At 44.1% G+C, this 15365-nt stretch carries 15 protein-coding genes; 4 read left to right on the top strand and 11 right to left on the bottom strand.

Annotation, left to right across the window (positions count from 1 at the left end; translation table 11 throughout):
• The first annotated feature begins 67 nt into the window (after positions 1-67).
• Entirely contained in the window at positions 68-1543 is a 1476-nt protein-coding gene (locus J8Z24_RS00275) for an aminotransferase-like domain-containing protein (protein WP_128731988.1), read from the top strand.
• On the opposite strand, the gene J8Z24_RS00280 is transcribed toward J8Z24_RS00275, so the two are convergent.
• The gene (locus J8Z24_RS00280; protein WP_252095077.1) at positions 1536-2321 is read right to left on the bottom strand and encodes a DUF2884 family protein; all 786 of its coding nucleotides are present in this window, start codon (positions 2319-2321) and stop codon (positions 1536-1538) included. The two genes, J8Z24_RS00275 and J8Z24_RS00280, sit on opposite strands and share 8 nt — an antisense overlap.
• 287 nt (positions 2322-2608) lie before the next feature.
• Here J8Z24_RS00280 and J8Z24_RS00285 point away from each other — a divergent pair, with 287 nt between their 5' ends.
• The gene (locus J8Z24_RS00285) at positions 2609-2794 is read left to right on the top strand and encodes a PA3496 family putative envelope integrity protein (protein WP_010604204.1); all 186 of its coding nucleotides are present in this window, start codon (positions 2609-2611) and stop codon (positions 2792-2794) included.
• Positions 2795-2946: 152 nt separating this feature from the next.
• Here the strand turns inward: J8Z24_RS00285 and J8Z24_RS00290 are convergent, their stop codons facing one another.
• The 3 genes from J8Z24_RS00290 to J8Z24_RS00300 all read right to left on the bottom strand — a co-directional run bounded on the left by J8Z24_RS00290 (position 2947) and on the right by J8Z24_RS00300 (position 4470).
• Entirely contained in the window at positions 2947-3399 is a 453-nt protein-coding gene (locus J8Z24_RS00290; RefSeq protein ID WP_252095078.1) for a c-type cytochrome, read from the bottom strand.
• Positions 3400-3486: 87 nt separating this feature from the next.
• Positions 3487-3951 carry a DUF2721 domain-containing protein gene (locus J8Z24_RS00295; protein ID WP_125253595.1) on the bottom strand — a complete coding sequence of 155 codons (465 nt, stop codon included), beginning with the start codon at positions 3949-3951 and terminating at the stop codon, positions 3487-3489.
• A gap of 12 nt (positions 3952-3963) precedes the next feature.
• Entirely contained in the window at positions 3964-4470 is a 507-nt protein-coding gene (locus J8Z24_RS00300; RefSeq protein ID WP_252095079.1) for a TlpA family protein disulfide reductase, read from the bottom strand.
• Between the two features lie 120 nt (positions 4471-4590).
• On the opposite strand from J8Z24_RS00300, the gene J8Z24_RS00305 reads away from it, so the two are divergent.
• Positions 4591-5019, top strand: coding sequence for a YqaA family protein (locus J8Z24_RS00305; RefSeq protein WP_128731991.1), 429 nt, complete (start codon positions 4591-4593; stop codon positions 5017-5019).
• A 21-nt stretch (positions 5020-5040) separates the two neighbouring features.
• Here J8Z24_RS00305 and folX read toward each other — a convergent pair whose 3' ends face one another.
• From folX to J8Z24_RS00335, 6 genes are all read right to left on the bottom strand, one after another.
• Positions 5041-5409: a dihydroneopterin triphosphate 2'-epimerase gene (folX, locus tag J8Z24_RS00310; RefSeq protein ID WP_252095080.1), complete on the bottom strand. Its 369-nt coding sequence runs from the start codon at positions 5407-5409 to the stop codon at positions 5041-5043.
• 7 nt (positions 5410-5416) lie between these two features.
• On the bottom strand, positions 5417-5971 hold the full coding sequence (gene folE / locus J8Z24_RS00315; RefSeq protein WP_125253598.1) for a GTP cyclohydrolase I FolE: 555 nt from the start codon (positions 5969-5971) through the stop codon (positions 5417-5419).
• A 6-nt stretch (positions 5972-5977) separates the two neighbouring features.
• Positions 5978-6694 (bottom strand): dihydromonapterin reductase, encoded by a 717-nt coding sequence (gene folM / locus J8Z24_RS00320; protein WP_252095081.1) that lies wholly within the window; start codon positions 6692-6694, stop codon positions 5978-5980.
• Positions 6695-6769: 75 nt separating this feature from the next.
• Positions 6770-7606 carry an NAD(+) synthase gene (gene nadE / locus J8Z24_RS00325; protein ID WP_252095082.1) on the bottom strand — a complete coding sequence of 279 codons (837 nt, stop codon included), beginning with the start codon at positions 7604-7606 and terminating at the stop codon, positions 6770-6772.
• A gap of 61 nt (positions 7607-7667) precedes the next feature.
• On the bottom strand, positions 7668-8297 hold the full coding sequence (locus J8Z24_RS00330) for a YceH family protein (RefSeq protein WP_125253601.1): 630 nt from the start codon (positions 8295-8297) through the stop codon (positions 7668-7670).
• 87 nt (positions 8298-8384) lie between these two features.
• Positions 8385-11735 carry an ATP-binding protein gene (locus J8Z24_RS00335; protein ID WP_252095083.1) on the bottom strand — a complete coding sequence of 1117 codons (3351 nt, stop codon included), beginning with the start codon at positions 11733-11735 and terminating at the stop codon, positions 8385-8387.
• A 182-nt stretch (positions 11736-11917) separates the two neighbouring features.
• On the opposite strand from J8Z24_RS00335, the gene J8Z24_RS00340 reads away from it, so the two are divergent.
• The gene (locus J8Z24_RS00340) at positions 11918-14203 is read left to right on the top strand and encodes a penicillin acylase family protein (protein WP_252095084.1); all 2286 of its coding nucleotides are present in this window, start codon (positions 11918-11920) and stop codon (positions 14201-14203) included.
• Between the two features lie 37 nt (positions 14204-14240).
• On the opposite strand, the gene J8Z24_RS00345 is transcribed toward J8Z24_RS00340, so the two are convergent.
• Positions 14241-15308: a GGDEF domain-containing protein gene (locus tag J8Z24_RS00345; protein WP_252095085.1), complete on the bottom strand. Its 1068-nt coding sequence runs from the start codon at positions 15306-15308 to the stop codon at positions 14241-14243.
• Positions 15309-15365 lie beyond the last annotated feature (57 nt).

Below are 15365 nucleotides of genomic sequence, written 5' to 3' on the forward strand. Positions count from 1 at the left end.
ACGCTGCTATTCTGTATAAGCTATATACAGAATTTGTTATTTTAAACCTATACAGATTATTTTATTTATGAGTACAGTGATCGAGCGTCAGCAATCCGCTTTTTTATATCAACAAGTAATCCAAATGATTTTATTAATGGCGGAGCAAGCGTCTATTTTGCCGGGAGAAAAACTGCCATCACTTCGCGCAATGGCGCAAAATCTGAATGTCAGTATTCCAACTGTTAAGCAGGCCTATCAAACACTAGAGGCGCAAGGAAAGGTCATCGCGAAAGAAAAGTCAGGTTATTTCTTATGTGAAGATCCTCCTGTAAAACATTCACCGAAACGCGCAAGATTGCCAGCCAACCCTGTCGTTGTGAATAAACAGGCATTGATTGAGCAGGTGTACTGTGGCATTCATCAATCGCACGCTGTGCCACTGGGGATTGCAAATCCAATTGCGATCGCAGGTACGGAGCAGGTGCTCGCAAAAATCATGCGCCGAGTGATGAAAGAAGCTGGCAGTGAGTTGATTAATTATGGTCCGATGGATGGTTTGGATAGTTTAAAAAAACAAATAATAAGGCGTTATTTGGATATGGGGCTGGCAGTTAGCATGGATGAGCTTGTTATTACTAATGGTGCTCAAGAGGCGCTAGCAATTGCGCTACAGGCGGTAACACACCCCGGTGATGTCATCGCTATTGAGTCGCCATGCTACTTCGGCATTGTTGAGCTAGTAGAAAACTTAGGGCTGAAAGCAATTGAAATACCTGTGTGCCCTGACGATGGTATTTGGCTTGATGATTTAGAGAAAGCTTTGGATAAACATGATATTCGTGCTTGCGTCTTTTCTACCAGTATAAGTAACCCGCTGGGAAGTTATATGCCAGATGCTCGACGTGCGCAATTAGTGGAGTTACTGGAGCAGCGAGAGGTGGTGCTGATAGAGGATGATGTATATGGCGATCTCTACTTTACCGAACAGCGTGGTATACCTGCGCAGGCTTACAGTAAAAAGGGGTTAGTGATCACCTGTGCTTCTTTTTCAAAAACGGCAGCACCAAGCTACCGAGTTGGCTGGATGGTAGCGTCGCAATTTAGTGCAAAAGCGAAGCGTATCAAACGCGCATTGAGTTGTTCATCCTCTTTGATGAACCAATGGGCTTTAGCGGATTTTCTCAGCTCAGGAGGATACGAGCGCCACTTAAAGCTCGTTCGCAAACGGCTCATTGAAAATCGCGATCGCATGATCCTTGCGGTAAATTTTGCATTTGGGGATGAGGTTCGTGTTAGTCGCCCCAAAGGTGGGTGCGTGCTGTGGCTAGATTTGGGTAAGCAAGTAGATGGCGCTGTTTTATTCCAGCAAGCGTTAGCAGCAGGTATTAGCATTACACCTGGCACGCTTTTTAGCGCGAGTAAAAAATATCAAAACTGTATTCGTATAAGCTATGGCTTACCATGGTCAGATGAATTGGAACAAGCCATTGTGACATTGGGTAAACTGGCTGAAATACAAAGAAAAAGGGGGGATCTGACCCCCTTTAATGGTATTACTTAAATTTAAATAACTGATAGGCGGACATCTCAGGAATAGCGTTTGCAACAATGGCTTCGTGATGGGCTATCTGCTCAAACTCACCACATAAGCTGTCGGCTTTTTGCTCGATGGCTTTTGCTTGCTGTGTCACTTTGGTCTCTATTTGTGTCGCAAAGTCTTCCATACGTTGCTCAAAAGCACTCATATCACCACTTGAATTTGACATTTCAGTGCCAATCGTCACAAGTAAGCTGCCGATTGATTGCATCATCGCCCCTTTGATAACGGTTTCTACTTTTTCACTAAATTGCTCATCAAAGTTATTACCAAAGTCATCGAAGGTTTGTTTGCCCATGACGAATGCACCTTGCTGGTAAAATGTACCGTGTACTTGAGTTTCAAAATCGTTTATCACGGCATGAATATCATCGAGATTGGTTAGGTTGAATGTTGTGGCAACCTCGTTGAGCGCAACTCCTGCTAGTTTGATGCCCTCAAAGGCGATATTGGCGACTTGGGGGAGTCGGCCCCTTAGTTGTTCACTGTATTGCGTTAGCATCGCTTTTTGTTGTTGATTGAGGGGGATGATGTCGCCATTGAGCGTAAGGGTTCCTTGACTGGTGATCTCTGCTGTTGCATGGCTTGCTGTGGTGATAACTAAATTATCCGGTGTGATACGAACGTCATTTTGAAACTCGACTTCACAATTTTCATCGTTAAAGGTAACGGTATGCTGTTCATGCGCTGCAACCGTGGTGCTCATCATTGTTGCGGCGGTTAGTAAGATAATTTTATTCATGGTCAATCCTTATTGGCTCAGTGACAAATATGACATTACAAAAAAGGTGCCAATTAATAAGTTTAATATAATCAAAGTTTTGCGGTTTTTAGGTGTGGAATGAAGTGTCTAAGAAATAATGGAATTGACTAAAATTTAGCTATTCTTATCACTTTCTACAATCCGATAAAAATTTTTTATTGTGAAGACAAAAAAGTCTCACTTTTCAGAATGCAAATTTAACGCTAAATAGTGATCTTGAGAGACGGTTCTCATTTTATTAATGACTATATTATTTGGAGTAAGTTGTGGGTAAGACATTCTCTTACGATGCGCTTGATGATGATTTTGCTGATGATGAATTTGAAAAGTTGGGTCGTAACCAACATGATAAGCAAAAACGTAAAGTCAAAAGAAAGCTAGACGACTACTTAGAGCAAAAACGCCTACGTAGAAATCTAGGCGACGATGATTTCGACTATATTGACGATTGATATTGTACGTCTATCACGAATAAAGTTGTGAATACTATTATCGCTAGATAATAGGGTGGTTGGATGACGTAAGGCCAGAGGTATAAAGGCCTGAAACGGATTACACACCAGCTCACAGACCTCATAAGCAGCCGCATACGCGGCTGTTTTGTTTAGTCTTTGAATGACTGGTGGCAGTCTTTGCAGCCCTTCGCCCAGTCTTTAAACGCTGAAGCGATGATCTTCTTATCACCTGATTCTGCAGCTACCGCTAGTGCTTGTGCGTATTCGGCAAACTTTTTGGCTTTGCCATCAAACTCAGCACGGTCTGACCAAATGGCCGGTAGTGCGTCAGTGTTCCCTTTATCTGAACCTTCGATAAAAGCTTCCCATGGCATTTTTGATAATTGTGCAGCATTTTGTGCGCGTTGCTTAAATGCTTCGGCATCGAAAGGTACTTTGCCCTTTAACATGTCCCCCATGTTACCGATTTGGAAGCGGATCAGCTGGAAAGATGCTTGGCGGTATTGAATGGCATCTTCCGCAGATTCAAACATAGTGTTCGCCTGTGCGGTTGCCGCAAGGCAGCTCAATAGTGTGACGGTAAGTAGTTTCTTCATAGTCATAAACCCCTAATTATTTTCCCTATTGTCAGTGTAACTTTTAAATACAAGCAAACAATTGCGATGAATGTCATCGATAATTTACCGATGTTAGCTCTCAATATCTTTGAATATCATACCTCGACGCATGCTACGGGTAGCAAGAAAAATTTCTGCTAGCAAGGAAACAAATGCACCAATCAGTAAAACCATTGCAGCGATAAAGCAAGCTGACAGCGTAATGCCAAGTGGCATACTGTACAAGTGTGACATGAACAGGAGCATAACCACGGCACAAACTAAAAGTGCACTAAGGACGCTCATACTAAATGCGATATGAATAAAGCGAGAGCGCTTTAATAAAGCTCGCATTTCACGACAAAAGTGCATTTTTAGCTCTTCGTCTTGTGTGCTATTGATTTTTCTATCTAGCAAGCGCGCTCTGTCAGTAATTCTCGCTAACCGATTTGACAGTACCCCTAAGGTCGCTGCAATCCCTGTTATTAAAAACACCGGTGCCACAGCGGTTTGAATCACTTTTGCCATGGTAAGAATGCTAACAACATCAGGCGTCATGGTAGTACCTCATTAATTCCAGCGTAGTTTTGATAATGTGTTTGGCTGCTCGCCAATAAGTGTCTGTAATACGTTATTTTGCTCATCGAGTAATATTAACCTAGGTATCCCTTTATTTGCATAGCTGTTGTAAATCGTACGGTTAGGATCAGCGACAAAGTGGATAGGTAGTGCTTGGGTATCATTGAACTGTTTCAGTGTGGTCTGATTTTGCTCGCGGCCAATGGCAATAATCGTTAAATTTGACATGTTGAGTAACGAAGACGCTTGCAACTCGTTCAATAGCCGCTGTGAGTCAGAACACCAAGTTGCAAATAATATCACCAGTTTTTGGTGCTCAGCTTCAAATGCGACTTTGTTATCGTTAATATCGGTTAGGCTTAGATGTTTAAAGCGCTCGCCCACTTGAATATAGGTTTGATACCCAGATGCAATCGGTGCTTCATGAGACGTACTGCATCCGTTTAGCCCGGTTGTGAGCAAAGTAGCAAGCAGCAAGGGTTTTATTATTGTTTTCATGCTTTGTCCTATGAGCGTGTGAGTATTTTTGAAGTATGGCGTGTATTTAAGTATATTGCCCCACTTGGATAATTTCTTAAAGCCTAATTGCTAACGCAGATTGGTATCACCTTCGTCACTATGATTTATCTTTCGTTATTTGGACTTGCGTTTATTGCTGCTACCTTACTTCCTGCCTCCTCTGAGCTAGCACTCAGCGGCTTGGTGACACAACAACAAGGTGAGTTGCTGTGGTTATGGGTTGCGGCAACAACTGGCAATTTGCTTGGGAGCTGTGTGAATTATTATTTAGGGTGGTTTATCGTCAAGTGGCGGGATAGACGGTGGTTTCCAATTTCTCAAAAGCAGTATGATGCCGCATGTGCCCACTTTAACCGCTATGGTAAGTTTTCATTGTTATTTGCGTGGTTGCCTATTGTTGGCGATCCGTTGACCGTGGTGGCAGGTTCTTTAAGAACGTCATTTACTTGGTTCTTTTTATTAGTGGCGCTTGGAAAAGGAGTACGCTATGCGCTCGTGATATTCCTTGCCCTACAGGTGATGTCATAAGGCAAGGAAGGGCAACGTTATTTACCGCTTATTTCGGTGCCAATCGAGAGTCAAAGAAACCGAGTCTGCAAATCTGAGTGCATGAGGCTTATCCACAGTTACTTTTGCATAAGTAACATCTTCGTGACGATGGCACTCAGACAGAATGTCGGCAACCAACTTTTCAAGTAACAAAAAATGCCCTTCTTCAACCACGGAGATAACCGCTTTAGTCACGGTTTTATAGTTCAGCGCGTGGGTGATATTATCATGGTCTAAGCATGCCGTATCCGCCGGATAGTGGATCTCAAGGTTGATAACGACATCTTGCTTTTTTTCTCGCTCTTCAGGGTTAAAGCCAATAAAAGTGCGAAGTCTTAGATTTGTTACTTTAATGATGGCATTGGACATACAGTACTTATCCTTTCACTAACTGCAAAAACTCGTTACGTGTTTTAGGGTCGCTTCTAAAGTTACCAAGCATAACCGAGGTGCGCATGCTGGAGTTTTGCTTTTCTACGCCACGCATCATCATGCACATGTGTTTAGCTTCAACAATGACACCGACCCCTTTGGCGCCTGTTACTTCTTCCACAGCTTTGGCAATTTGGTGGGTAAGTTGCTCTTGGATTTGAAAGCGTCGTGCAAACATGTCAACAATACGTGCAAACTTTGATAATCCAAGTACTTTGCCATTTGGAATATAAGCAATATGGCAACGCCCCACAAAAGGCAGAAGGTGGTGTTCACACATGGAGTACAGTTCAATATCTTGGATCAGTACCATGTCATCTGCATCTGAGGTAAACACAGCATTATTGGTGATTTCATCCAATGTTTGTCGGTAACCTTGAGTCAGATACTCCATTGCCTTTGCTGCTCGTTTGGGGGTATCTAGTAATCCCTCTCGACCCGTGTCTTCGCCAACGGCTGCTATGATTGATTTATAACTCTGTTGTAATTCGTCTTGCATAATGCGCTACCTCAAGTGACGACCGCCGTCGATTTGTATCGTACGACCCGTCATGTAATTACTATTTAAGATCATTTCAACGCTGTTAATGACTTCTTTGCTCCCAGGCTCTATTCCCATGATAGACTTTTTCAATGTTTTTGCTTTGTATTGTTCACTATCATCTTGGTTAAAGATAATCAGTGAAGGTGCAATGCTATTAACTTTGACCTTAGGTGCAAATTTGGCGGCAAATGATCGCGTTAGATTATCTAGTGCTGCTTTGCTTGCGGCATAAGCAATATGTTTTGGGCTACCTTTTTCTACTACGTAATCAGTAATGTGGATCACATCACCAATGGCATCGTCGGCAGCCAATAACTCGCCTAATGCTTGATTAATCAAATAGGGTACTTTTGCATGTATTCGCATCATGTTGTCAAACAGGGTTGCGTAGTCAGGGTTATTGGCTTCACAATCCCAACTTGATGCGTTGTGAATAATGGCGCGTAGTGTGTTTGTGCGTGAGCGAATGTCCGTGGTCAGTTTGGTAATTGTATCTGGCTGATCAAAATCAGCATGAATACAAGTGACGCCTTGTGTCTCTAACTCACCGATCACTTGGTGCCTGGTTCTATAGGTTAATATGACCGGCTGTTGGCGCGCGATAAAATGATGCACCATAGCAAGTCCAATGCGCTGGGCGCCGCCAGTTATTAAGATAGGTGCAGCTGCTTGGCTCATAAATCAGTCACCTTGAGAGGTTAAGTAAAGTAATGGCTGTGGTGCAATGCAAGCACTGCACCGTCAGAAATTGAGTTATAACTCGTCGTAAACCGTTGGGATAGGTTGGCGTTTGTGCTGTGTTCGCTGATAAATGGTAATGAGCTTTTCACTCACTTCATCACTGATAGGTTTGCCCTCAAGGAAGTCATCTATATCGTCATAACTCAAGCCTAACGCCTCTTCATCAGCAAGACCTGGGCGGTCACACTCAAGATCAGCCGTTGGCGTCTTGTTTACTAGGCCCGTTGGAGCGCTTAGGTATGCGGCTAACGAGCGAACTTGACGTTTCGATAGACCAAACAGCGGGGCGAGATCACATGCTCCGTCACCAAATTTAGTGTAAAAGCCGGTGATATTCTCTGCGCTATGGTCAGTACCAACAACTAGGCCACGAGTAAGGCCGGCAATTTCATATTGCGCAACCATGCGCTGGCGTGCTTTGACATTGCCTTTGATAAAATCGACGCTGGTTTGAGATGGTAGAGTGAGCGCACTTCCTGCCATTGCGCCCAACGCTTGCTCGTGCATAGCGTCGGCACCAGGTTTAATATTCACGGTTAAGCGCTGGCTTGGCTGAATAAAATCAAGTGCAAGTTGAGCTTCATCTTCATCTGCTTGGATACCATAAGGTAGACGCATAGCGATAAATTGATAAGCACCCGTTTCATGCTCTGCGTTAAGTTCATTAATGGCTAACTGGCATAAGCGTCCGCAGGTTGAAGAGTCGACACCGCCACTGATCCCAAGTACGAGAGTGAAGCAGCCAGAGGCTTGTAACCGCGCTTTCAAAAAAGCGATCCGTCGTTTAACTTCAAATTCTGGGTCAATAACAGGCTGAACTTTCATTTCAGCCATGATTGCTTCACGCATACTGGTTCCTCAATACTTTCAGGGGCTATAAGCTTATATTATGTTGTGATGAGCGTGTTTTTTAAAGTCCTAAATGCTGTTTGATTGTAGCCAGCTCTTGTTTTAGCTGCTCTATCTCAGCCATTAAGCTCTCAAGCTCTGTCTGGCTTTGTACTGCTGGCTCTGAATCGCTGGCGATGGCGCTGGTTTGTTCTGCTTGATCGCCGAATAAATGTTGGTACCTACTCTCTCGCTTACCGGGTTCTCTAGCAAGTTTCATAACGTGTTCGTTTTGCTGCATAGTGGCAAGTGTGGACTCAACCTCTTGGACCGATGAAAATTCGGCTAAGCGATTACTACGAGTTCTCAATTCGCCAGGTGTTTGCGCGCCTCGCAACAGTAACAAGCAAACAATGGCCTTTTGCTTAGCGTCTACCTTCAAGTGGCCAAAGTCACTGTTACAAAAGCGTTGGCTATACTTATCTACGCGACCAGATAATGCCTCGTCACAGGTGATCAGGCGTTTCTCTTGCAAGCGCTTAAGGGTGTCTAAAACTTGATGTTGAGAAAGTTCCATCACCGGATCACGGTTGGACTTTTGGTTACATGCGTTGGTAAGGCCGTTAAGAGACATGGGATATTGTTCAGGAGTTGTGACTTGCTTTTCAATCAAACTACCTAGTACACGTTGTTCATGAGCATCGAGTTGCATCGCTTTCCTTATTATCATTGTGGTTGCTAGCATCGCCTTGGTAAGGATTAATATAACGCTAATCAATCAGGTAGCAAAGTAGGTGAGCTAATTTTGTTGTGTAATAGAAGAGTCAAATCGGCTGTCTTCTGGTGGCAGCATCTGCCATATTTTCGCTTTCAGGTCATCAAAATTAATTGGCTTACTGAGATAGTCATCCATGCCGGCATTTAGGCACTTTTCTCTATCACCTTGCATCGCATTGGCGGTGAGTGCAACAATCACACAACCTTGATGTACTTTTCCAGCAACGCCTTGGCGTATTTGTTGGGCAGCTTGGTAACCATCCATAATAGGCATTTGGCAGTCCATAAATATCAGATCATAAGGTACTTTTATTGACTGTAGGTGGGTAAGTGCCAACTCGCCATTTTCTGCGCATACCACAGTGATACCTAGGCGTTCTAACATAGTGGTAGCAACAGTTTGATTGATTTTATTGTCTTCAACCAGTAATACGGTGCGACCGAGCAGCGGTTCTTCATCATTGGAGGTATGGTTACTACTGGACTGCGTCGGATCGGTAAATGTTGCATTGAATACACTGAGTGCGGCATGGGGAGTTATTGGATAGTAAACGCGCTCACAGTAACTAAAAAGATCGATGGCAAGATTATGTTGCTCCTCAACTGCAACCGCATGCACCACCTTGAGTTCGAGCAATGCTGTTTTTAGTGTTTGTTGTTGTGAGAGTGGTGCTGCACATAGCTGTTCGGCATCTAAAATGACGGCTAGATGTGATGGAGTGCTGTGAAGCTGAGTGAGCAGGGTCTCTATTTGATCAACGCGAAGACAAGTAATGTTCCATGGTTTAAGTAGTTTATTATAGTCTTCAGCTGCTTGAGTTAATACATACAAAGTCGCGTCGTCAGCATGTGTCTGTACAGGGATAGGTTGCGCTTGATTCAACAGTACATGACAAGAAAAAGTACTGCCAATACCTTCTTTACTGAATGCTTGCAAGTCGCCACCGAGTAATTGACTAAGTTGCTTTGCGATGGTCAGTCCAAGTCCGGTACCACCATATTGGCGCGTTGTTGAAAGATCTGCTTGTGTAAATGAGTCAAACACCTTATTAAGTTTTTCTTTAGAGATGCCTATCCCAGTGTCTTCAACACTACACCACAAGTGTGTTTGCTCACCAATTTGTTCAGTGTGGCAGCTGAGCGTAACCGACCCATTATGAGTGAATTTGATGGCGTTACTGAGTAAATTATTGAGTATCTGTTTAAGCCGGTTTGGATCAGTTTGCGCCTTTCCTACCTTCATTCCCGACAAGTCGATATGTAATTTGTTGTTATTGGCATCCGCCGTGCGCACAAAGCTGCACAGCATATTGCTTAGCATTTCTATTAAATCAAACTCAACCAGCTCAATTGTGAGTTTTCCCGCTTCGATTTTGGAAAAGTCGAGAATATCATTAATGATTGTGAGGAGTGATTTTGCAGAGCTATGCGCCAGAGTAAGCTGGTGGTGCTGAGTTGCTGTTAGCTCTGAATGCATGGCAAGTTCTATCATGCCCATTACCCCATTCAGTGGGGTGCGGATTTCGTGGCTCATACTAGCTAAAAACTCTGCTTTCATCTTTGCTGATTGTTCAGCAAGATCTTTATCTATAATGGCTTGGTTTCTTGCTCGTTGATGCGCCTTGTTGATAAATAAGCTACCGAGCATCGCGGCAATAGATTTGGTGAGCCGAATATCACTTTGCCCCCATGCTGGATTGTCAATTTCATACTCTGAACACAGCACACCTAAGGTATTATTTTTATGGCTTATGGGACAGCAAAGCATGGCTTTAATCTCAAATGGCTCAAGGTAAGTTGCAGATAATGCCAGTGTTGCTGGATGATTTTCAGCTTGTTGCGCGACGATCAGCTGTCCAGTTTCTATTTCATTAAAAAAAGCAGGTGCAATGGCTTTTCGCCATGGTGGGAAGTGCACTAGATTATCTACCGTAGCATTAGAGAAGCACACAGGAATAAGAAGCGTTTTATCATCATTAAACTGCCAGATACTGACTTTATTTGCCTCTACCCCTTTTTTACATGTTTCAGCGCATAGCGAAAAGGCCTTATTTAGCTGGTTATTCAGTAGTGCCTCGTGAGAACTTAAATAAGCCAGTAGTTCATTATTTTTAGCAAATTTGTCATGCTCCATTTCCATTAACTTGCGCTTGTTGATATTTTGGATTGAACCAAAAATATGGGTCGTGCGCTTGCCTTTTCGTACTGAGCGCGCTTTTACTAAGACCCATAATTCGTCCGCATTCAGGGTGTGAATGATGAACTCTCCTTCAAACTCGGTACCGGTTTTGATGATGCTATCAATACACTCTTGCAGACGTCTTCGATGCAATCCAGCTTTAAAAAACTCTGTGGTATTCATCCATGTTGGTTGAAAGTGCCTAGGCACACAGAAAATGCTTCGCGTTACATCTGACCAAATAATATCACGCGTACTCACATTGATTTCCCATGCGCCTACTTCAGCTAATATGCCCATGTTAGTGAGTGCTGCGCTGTTTCGTTGCAACTGGGTTAGTAATCGGGTGATAAAGACAAACGCAGCGATAAAAATGATAATAAGTGCGATGATGGCGAGCCGAAAAGGCCATATTGAAGCGGCTTCTGGCTGCCAGCCTATCCTCGGGGCTGCATATAATTCCCACTGCCCTGATGGCACATTGACGCTAAAAGCGATAGGCGACAAAGAATGAATATTGCTGTTGCCGTAAAAATACTCGCCTTCTTGGCCTTTACCATCAACGCCTTGAATCGCAACAAGGTATCGGCTTTCCAGTGCCATTAAGTTGGTTTGTTGATATAAACTCTCCATATCCAGCACGACGGATAACAATCCCCAAAACTGTGTTTTATCCTTGAACACAGGGATTCTAGCAATGAGCCCAGTCCCACCTTGTAATAGCTCTAAAGGTCCAGCCATTACTATTTCGCGACTTTCTTTTGCGAGTAAAGCGCCATATTTTTGTGTGGGATGAGTGCGGTAGTCCAGGCCTATGGCTTTTTCATTACCCTGTAGTGGATAGACATAATCAAGCCGCATATCTGGGGCTGCACCAATATTTCTGAGTACTTGACTGGTCTCGAATAGGGGTCTTGCCAGTTGCTCAAAGCGAAGTTGTGAAAGCGTGGTTTGGTCGGCAAGTGCAATTCCAAGCCCTCTAACCAGTTGCACATTTTTGGTGAGCACACCTTCTATCTTGGTACGATATACATTCACTTCTTCGGTAGCTCGGCTCTTTTCCATAGCAACAAGACGGCGATAATTAACCTGATCAACATACCATGCTACGGCTATGATCAAGACGAGCAATAGCCAGAAGCTAGACTTGATAAAGCGAAACTTAAGCGGTGAAGTTGATAGTTCTGAAGTCATGGGGCTATTGTGTTTAAGACGATGCTTTAACTATAGTTCAGTACACGCAAAGCGAAATCTAATTGAAAAATAAAATGCTTTAACTTGATTGTCTTATGGTTATGGCAGAGTTGGTCTATCAGTTGATGACGTGCTATATCTTCTAAGCCTAAATTGCGTAGCTGAAAAAGTTAAGGATATTCATGTTTACTTGGATTAAACGATTTACTGTTGTTGTACTCTTGTTATTGCTAATTGGAACGGCAGGCATTTATGGTGCTTTGGCGCTAAGCCTTCCTGCGCTAGATGGAAAGGGAAGTGCTGTGGGGATTGATGCGCCTGTGGTGTTAGCTAGAGATGCGCTAGGCCAGGCTGTCGTGTCTGCAAGCTCCCGAGCTGATGCGGCTTATGGACTTGGCTTTGCGCATGGACAGGATCGTTATTTTCAGATGGATTTATTAAGGCGTAATGCTGCAGGTGAGCTTAGTGAGTTATTTGGTGCTGCAGCAATCAAGCGCGATGAAAAGATGCGCTTTCATCAGTTTAGAAAACGGGCAAGACAAATTGTGATGTCTTTACCACAATCACATAAGCAAATCCTAACTCGGTATACGCAAGGTGTGAATGATGGCCGTATACAGTCGGGGTTTACCAGCTTTGAATACCTGTTATTGGGCGCCGAGCCACAAGCTTGGCGGCCTGAAGATAGCCTGTTGACTATCTTTGGTATGTACTTGGATTTACAGGCTGGCACCTATGAACGTGACGAAGCACTCATCGTATTAGAGCAAAAATTTGGCCATGAGATGCTTGACTTTATTCTACAGCCAAGTCGGTATCAAGCCGCATTAGATAACAGTGTAATAGACTCAGCAGTTGCGACTATTCCAACGTTACCGCAGCCGCTGAGCACTTACCTTCCCAGCGCAATCGCAGATCAGCCGTTGTATGGCAGTAACAATTGGGCAGTGACGGGCGCGTTAACAAAAACTGGCGCTGCTATGCTCTCTGATGATATGCACTTGGGCCTGAATGTACCTTCAATCTGGTATCGTGCACAATTAAACTATCAACATCAAGGGCAGGCTGTGCAGGTAACCGGAGTTTCTTTACCTGGTGCACCTGCCATTGTCGTTGGTAGTAATAATAGTATTGCTTGGGGGTTTACCAATAGTTATGTCGATATGGCTGATTGGGTAGCGTTAGCTGCTGATACTAAAACCCAGCTTATTTCTGAAGTAATTAAACTGCCTGATGGTAGTGAGCATATTTATCAATTAGAAATGAGTGCCTTTGGCCCTGTGAAGCAAATCGGTGATGATAAGTATGCACTTAGCTGGGTTGCACATCAGCCTTATGCCGTTAACTTGGAATTAGTGGGAATGGAGCTACTGGCAGATGCAGCGGCGGCGGCGACTCATGCAGTAAAGGTCGGTATTCCAGTGCAAAACTTGATGGTTGTGGATAAGAAAGGCGCTGCCGCATGGACATTAATGGGGGCGGTACCTGCTAGAAAAATAACCCACGATACTACTGCTGCAATGCGTTCATATGAGCAAGCATGGCAAGAGAACGAAGTGAATCGTCCTGTCGTGCAAAATCCATCTAACGGTAAATTATGGACTGCTAACTCTCGAGTTGTCTCTGTAGAGGATGATCAGCGCTTTGGTGACGGTGGCTATGCTCTGGGTGCACGAGCGGTACAGATCCGTGATGGCCTTATGGCAAAACAAGCCTTCACTGAAAACGACTTTTATCAATTACAATTAGATAACCAAGCTTTATTTTTAGCACCATGGCATGAGTCACTTGTTGACTTGTTACGTCACCATGAGCCATCACAATACCAACAAGACTTGGCAAAGCTCGACGCATGGCAAGCTTGTGCTTGTGCTGACTCTGTCGGGTATACACTAGTTAAGTATTACCGTAGTGCACTAATTGACACCTTGTACGCACCGATAGAAGCTGGGCTGCAACAAGAGCAACTGTCATTAAAGCCGGTGAAGCGTTACCTAGAGCCTGGGCTGTGGCAGTTGTTAACGCATCAGCCTGATGATTGGCTTGGTCAATATGACTCTTGGCAAGATTTACAGCTTGCGGCCTATGAGTTGGCGAAGCAAAGACTGCGAGATGCTTATGGCAGTAATATGGCTGCATGGCGCTGGGGAGAGGTGAATGCACTGCGGGTGCAACATCCATTTTCGCAGCAGATCCCCATGCTCAGTGGACTATTGGATATGCCGACCGTACCAGCATTTGGTGATACGTTTATGCCAGCTGTACAAGGTTCAGCCTTTGGTGCCTCACAGCGCTTTATCGCACAGCCAGGACATCTTAAAAACGCGATTTTAACAGTCGCTGGTGGGCAAAGTGGGCACCCACTCTCGCCTTTTTATCGTTCAGGCTTTGCTGAATACAGCGCTGGAAGTAATACGCCTTTGTTACCGCAGCCTTTGACTCACGAAATACGTATTTCACCGCAATAACCTTATTTTAGTCATGTTCAGCAAGGGTGGGGTGCAGTTAACTCGTTTGGGTGGTAGATATCGAGGGCGCAGTTGTAATGCAGTTGCGCCCTAATTCTTTGCTGCGATAAAGCGCAGCATCTGCATGATGAATAGCCTGCTCAAAAGACTCGCTGTGATCCCAGTTGGTGATACCGAAACTCATGGTGATTTTGATTATGTTATTCTCAAACTTGATACTTTCAGTGGCTTGGCGTAATTGCTCGATGCGTCGCATTGCTTCATCGCCAGAGCAAGGCGCCAATACAATCAAAAACTCCTCACCGCCCCACCTCACAGCGATATCTGCTGGCAGCATATGTGATTGTATTGTCTTTGCGACAGTCTTTAAAATCTTATCCCCCTTACCATGACCAAAGGTATCGTTAATTTTTTTGAAGTGGTCAATGTCAGCCATCACTAAACATAATGGTGAGTGTGTGGATATGCAGCTTTCTTTCGCATGGGTGATAAGCTCTTTGGCATAGCGGCGGTTAAACATTTTGGTAAGCGGGTCATGCGCAGCCAGCTCTGCTAGCTCATCGCGTTGCTGTACGGTCATTTTACGAATATGACTAATGGTATAAATCATTGGAATACCACATATCAGTACATTAGCAAAGTGCACATACGGCACCAACTCTTGGTATCGGTAATGGTAGATGACATCGTCAAATAACAATTTTAGCGTGGCAAAAAGCGTGATAAGCACGACAGAGTAAATAACCGCGTGCCTGAGCTTGAGCTGATAGTCCAGCAGCATTAAACAAGAAACAGTCCACAAGTAATATTGAAACCCAAGAGACATTCCTAAGTAGGCACATACTAAGGTGGCGTGCAATGCGACCTCTAAGCAGAATACACGTAGTGCGAGAGAAGGTTTGTTGTTATCGATGAGTTTAATACCGATATACCACATAGTGACGCTACCAATATTGACAATAGCAAGCGTCTCCACTTGAAGATGCCAAAATGCCCCGAACAGCACGACATGCAGCCACATACAGTACAGCGCGACACGACGCAATAAGGCAAATTTCAGTGCCTCGACTTGATCTGGCCTGCTGTAAGGGTGGTGTTTAGTCAAACCTAAGCTCTTGAGTTATACACAATAAAACAAGTATAGAAGGTTAGTTTTGATTTG

Source organism: Pseudoalteromonas sp. SCSIO 43201, assembly GCF_023716725.1.
GTDB lineage: Bacteria > Pseudomonadota > Gammaproteobacteria > Enterobacterales > Alteromonadaceae > Pseudoalteromonas > Pseudoalteromonas peptidolytica.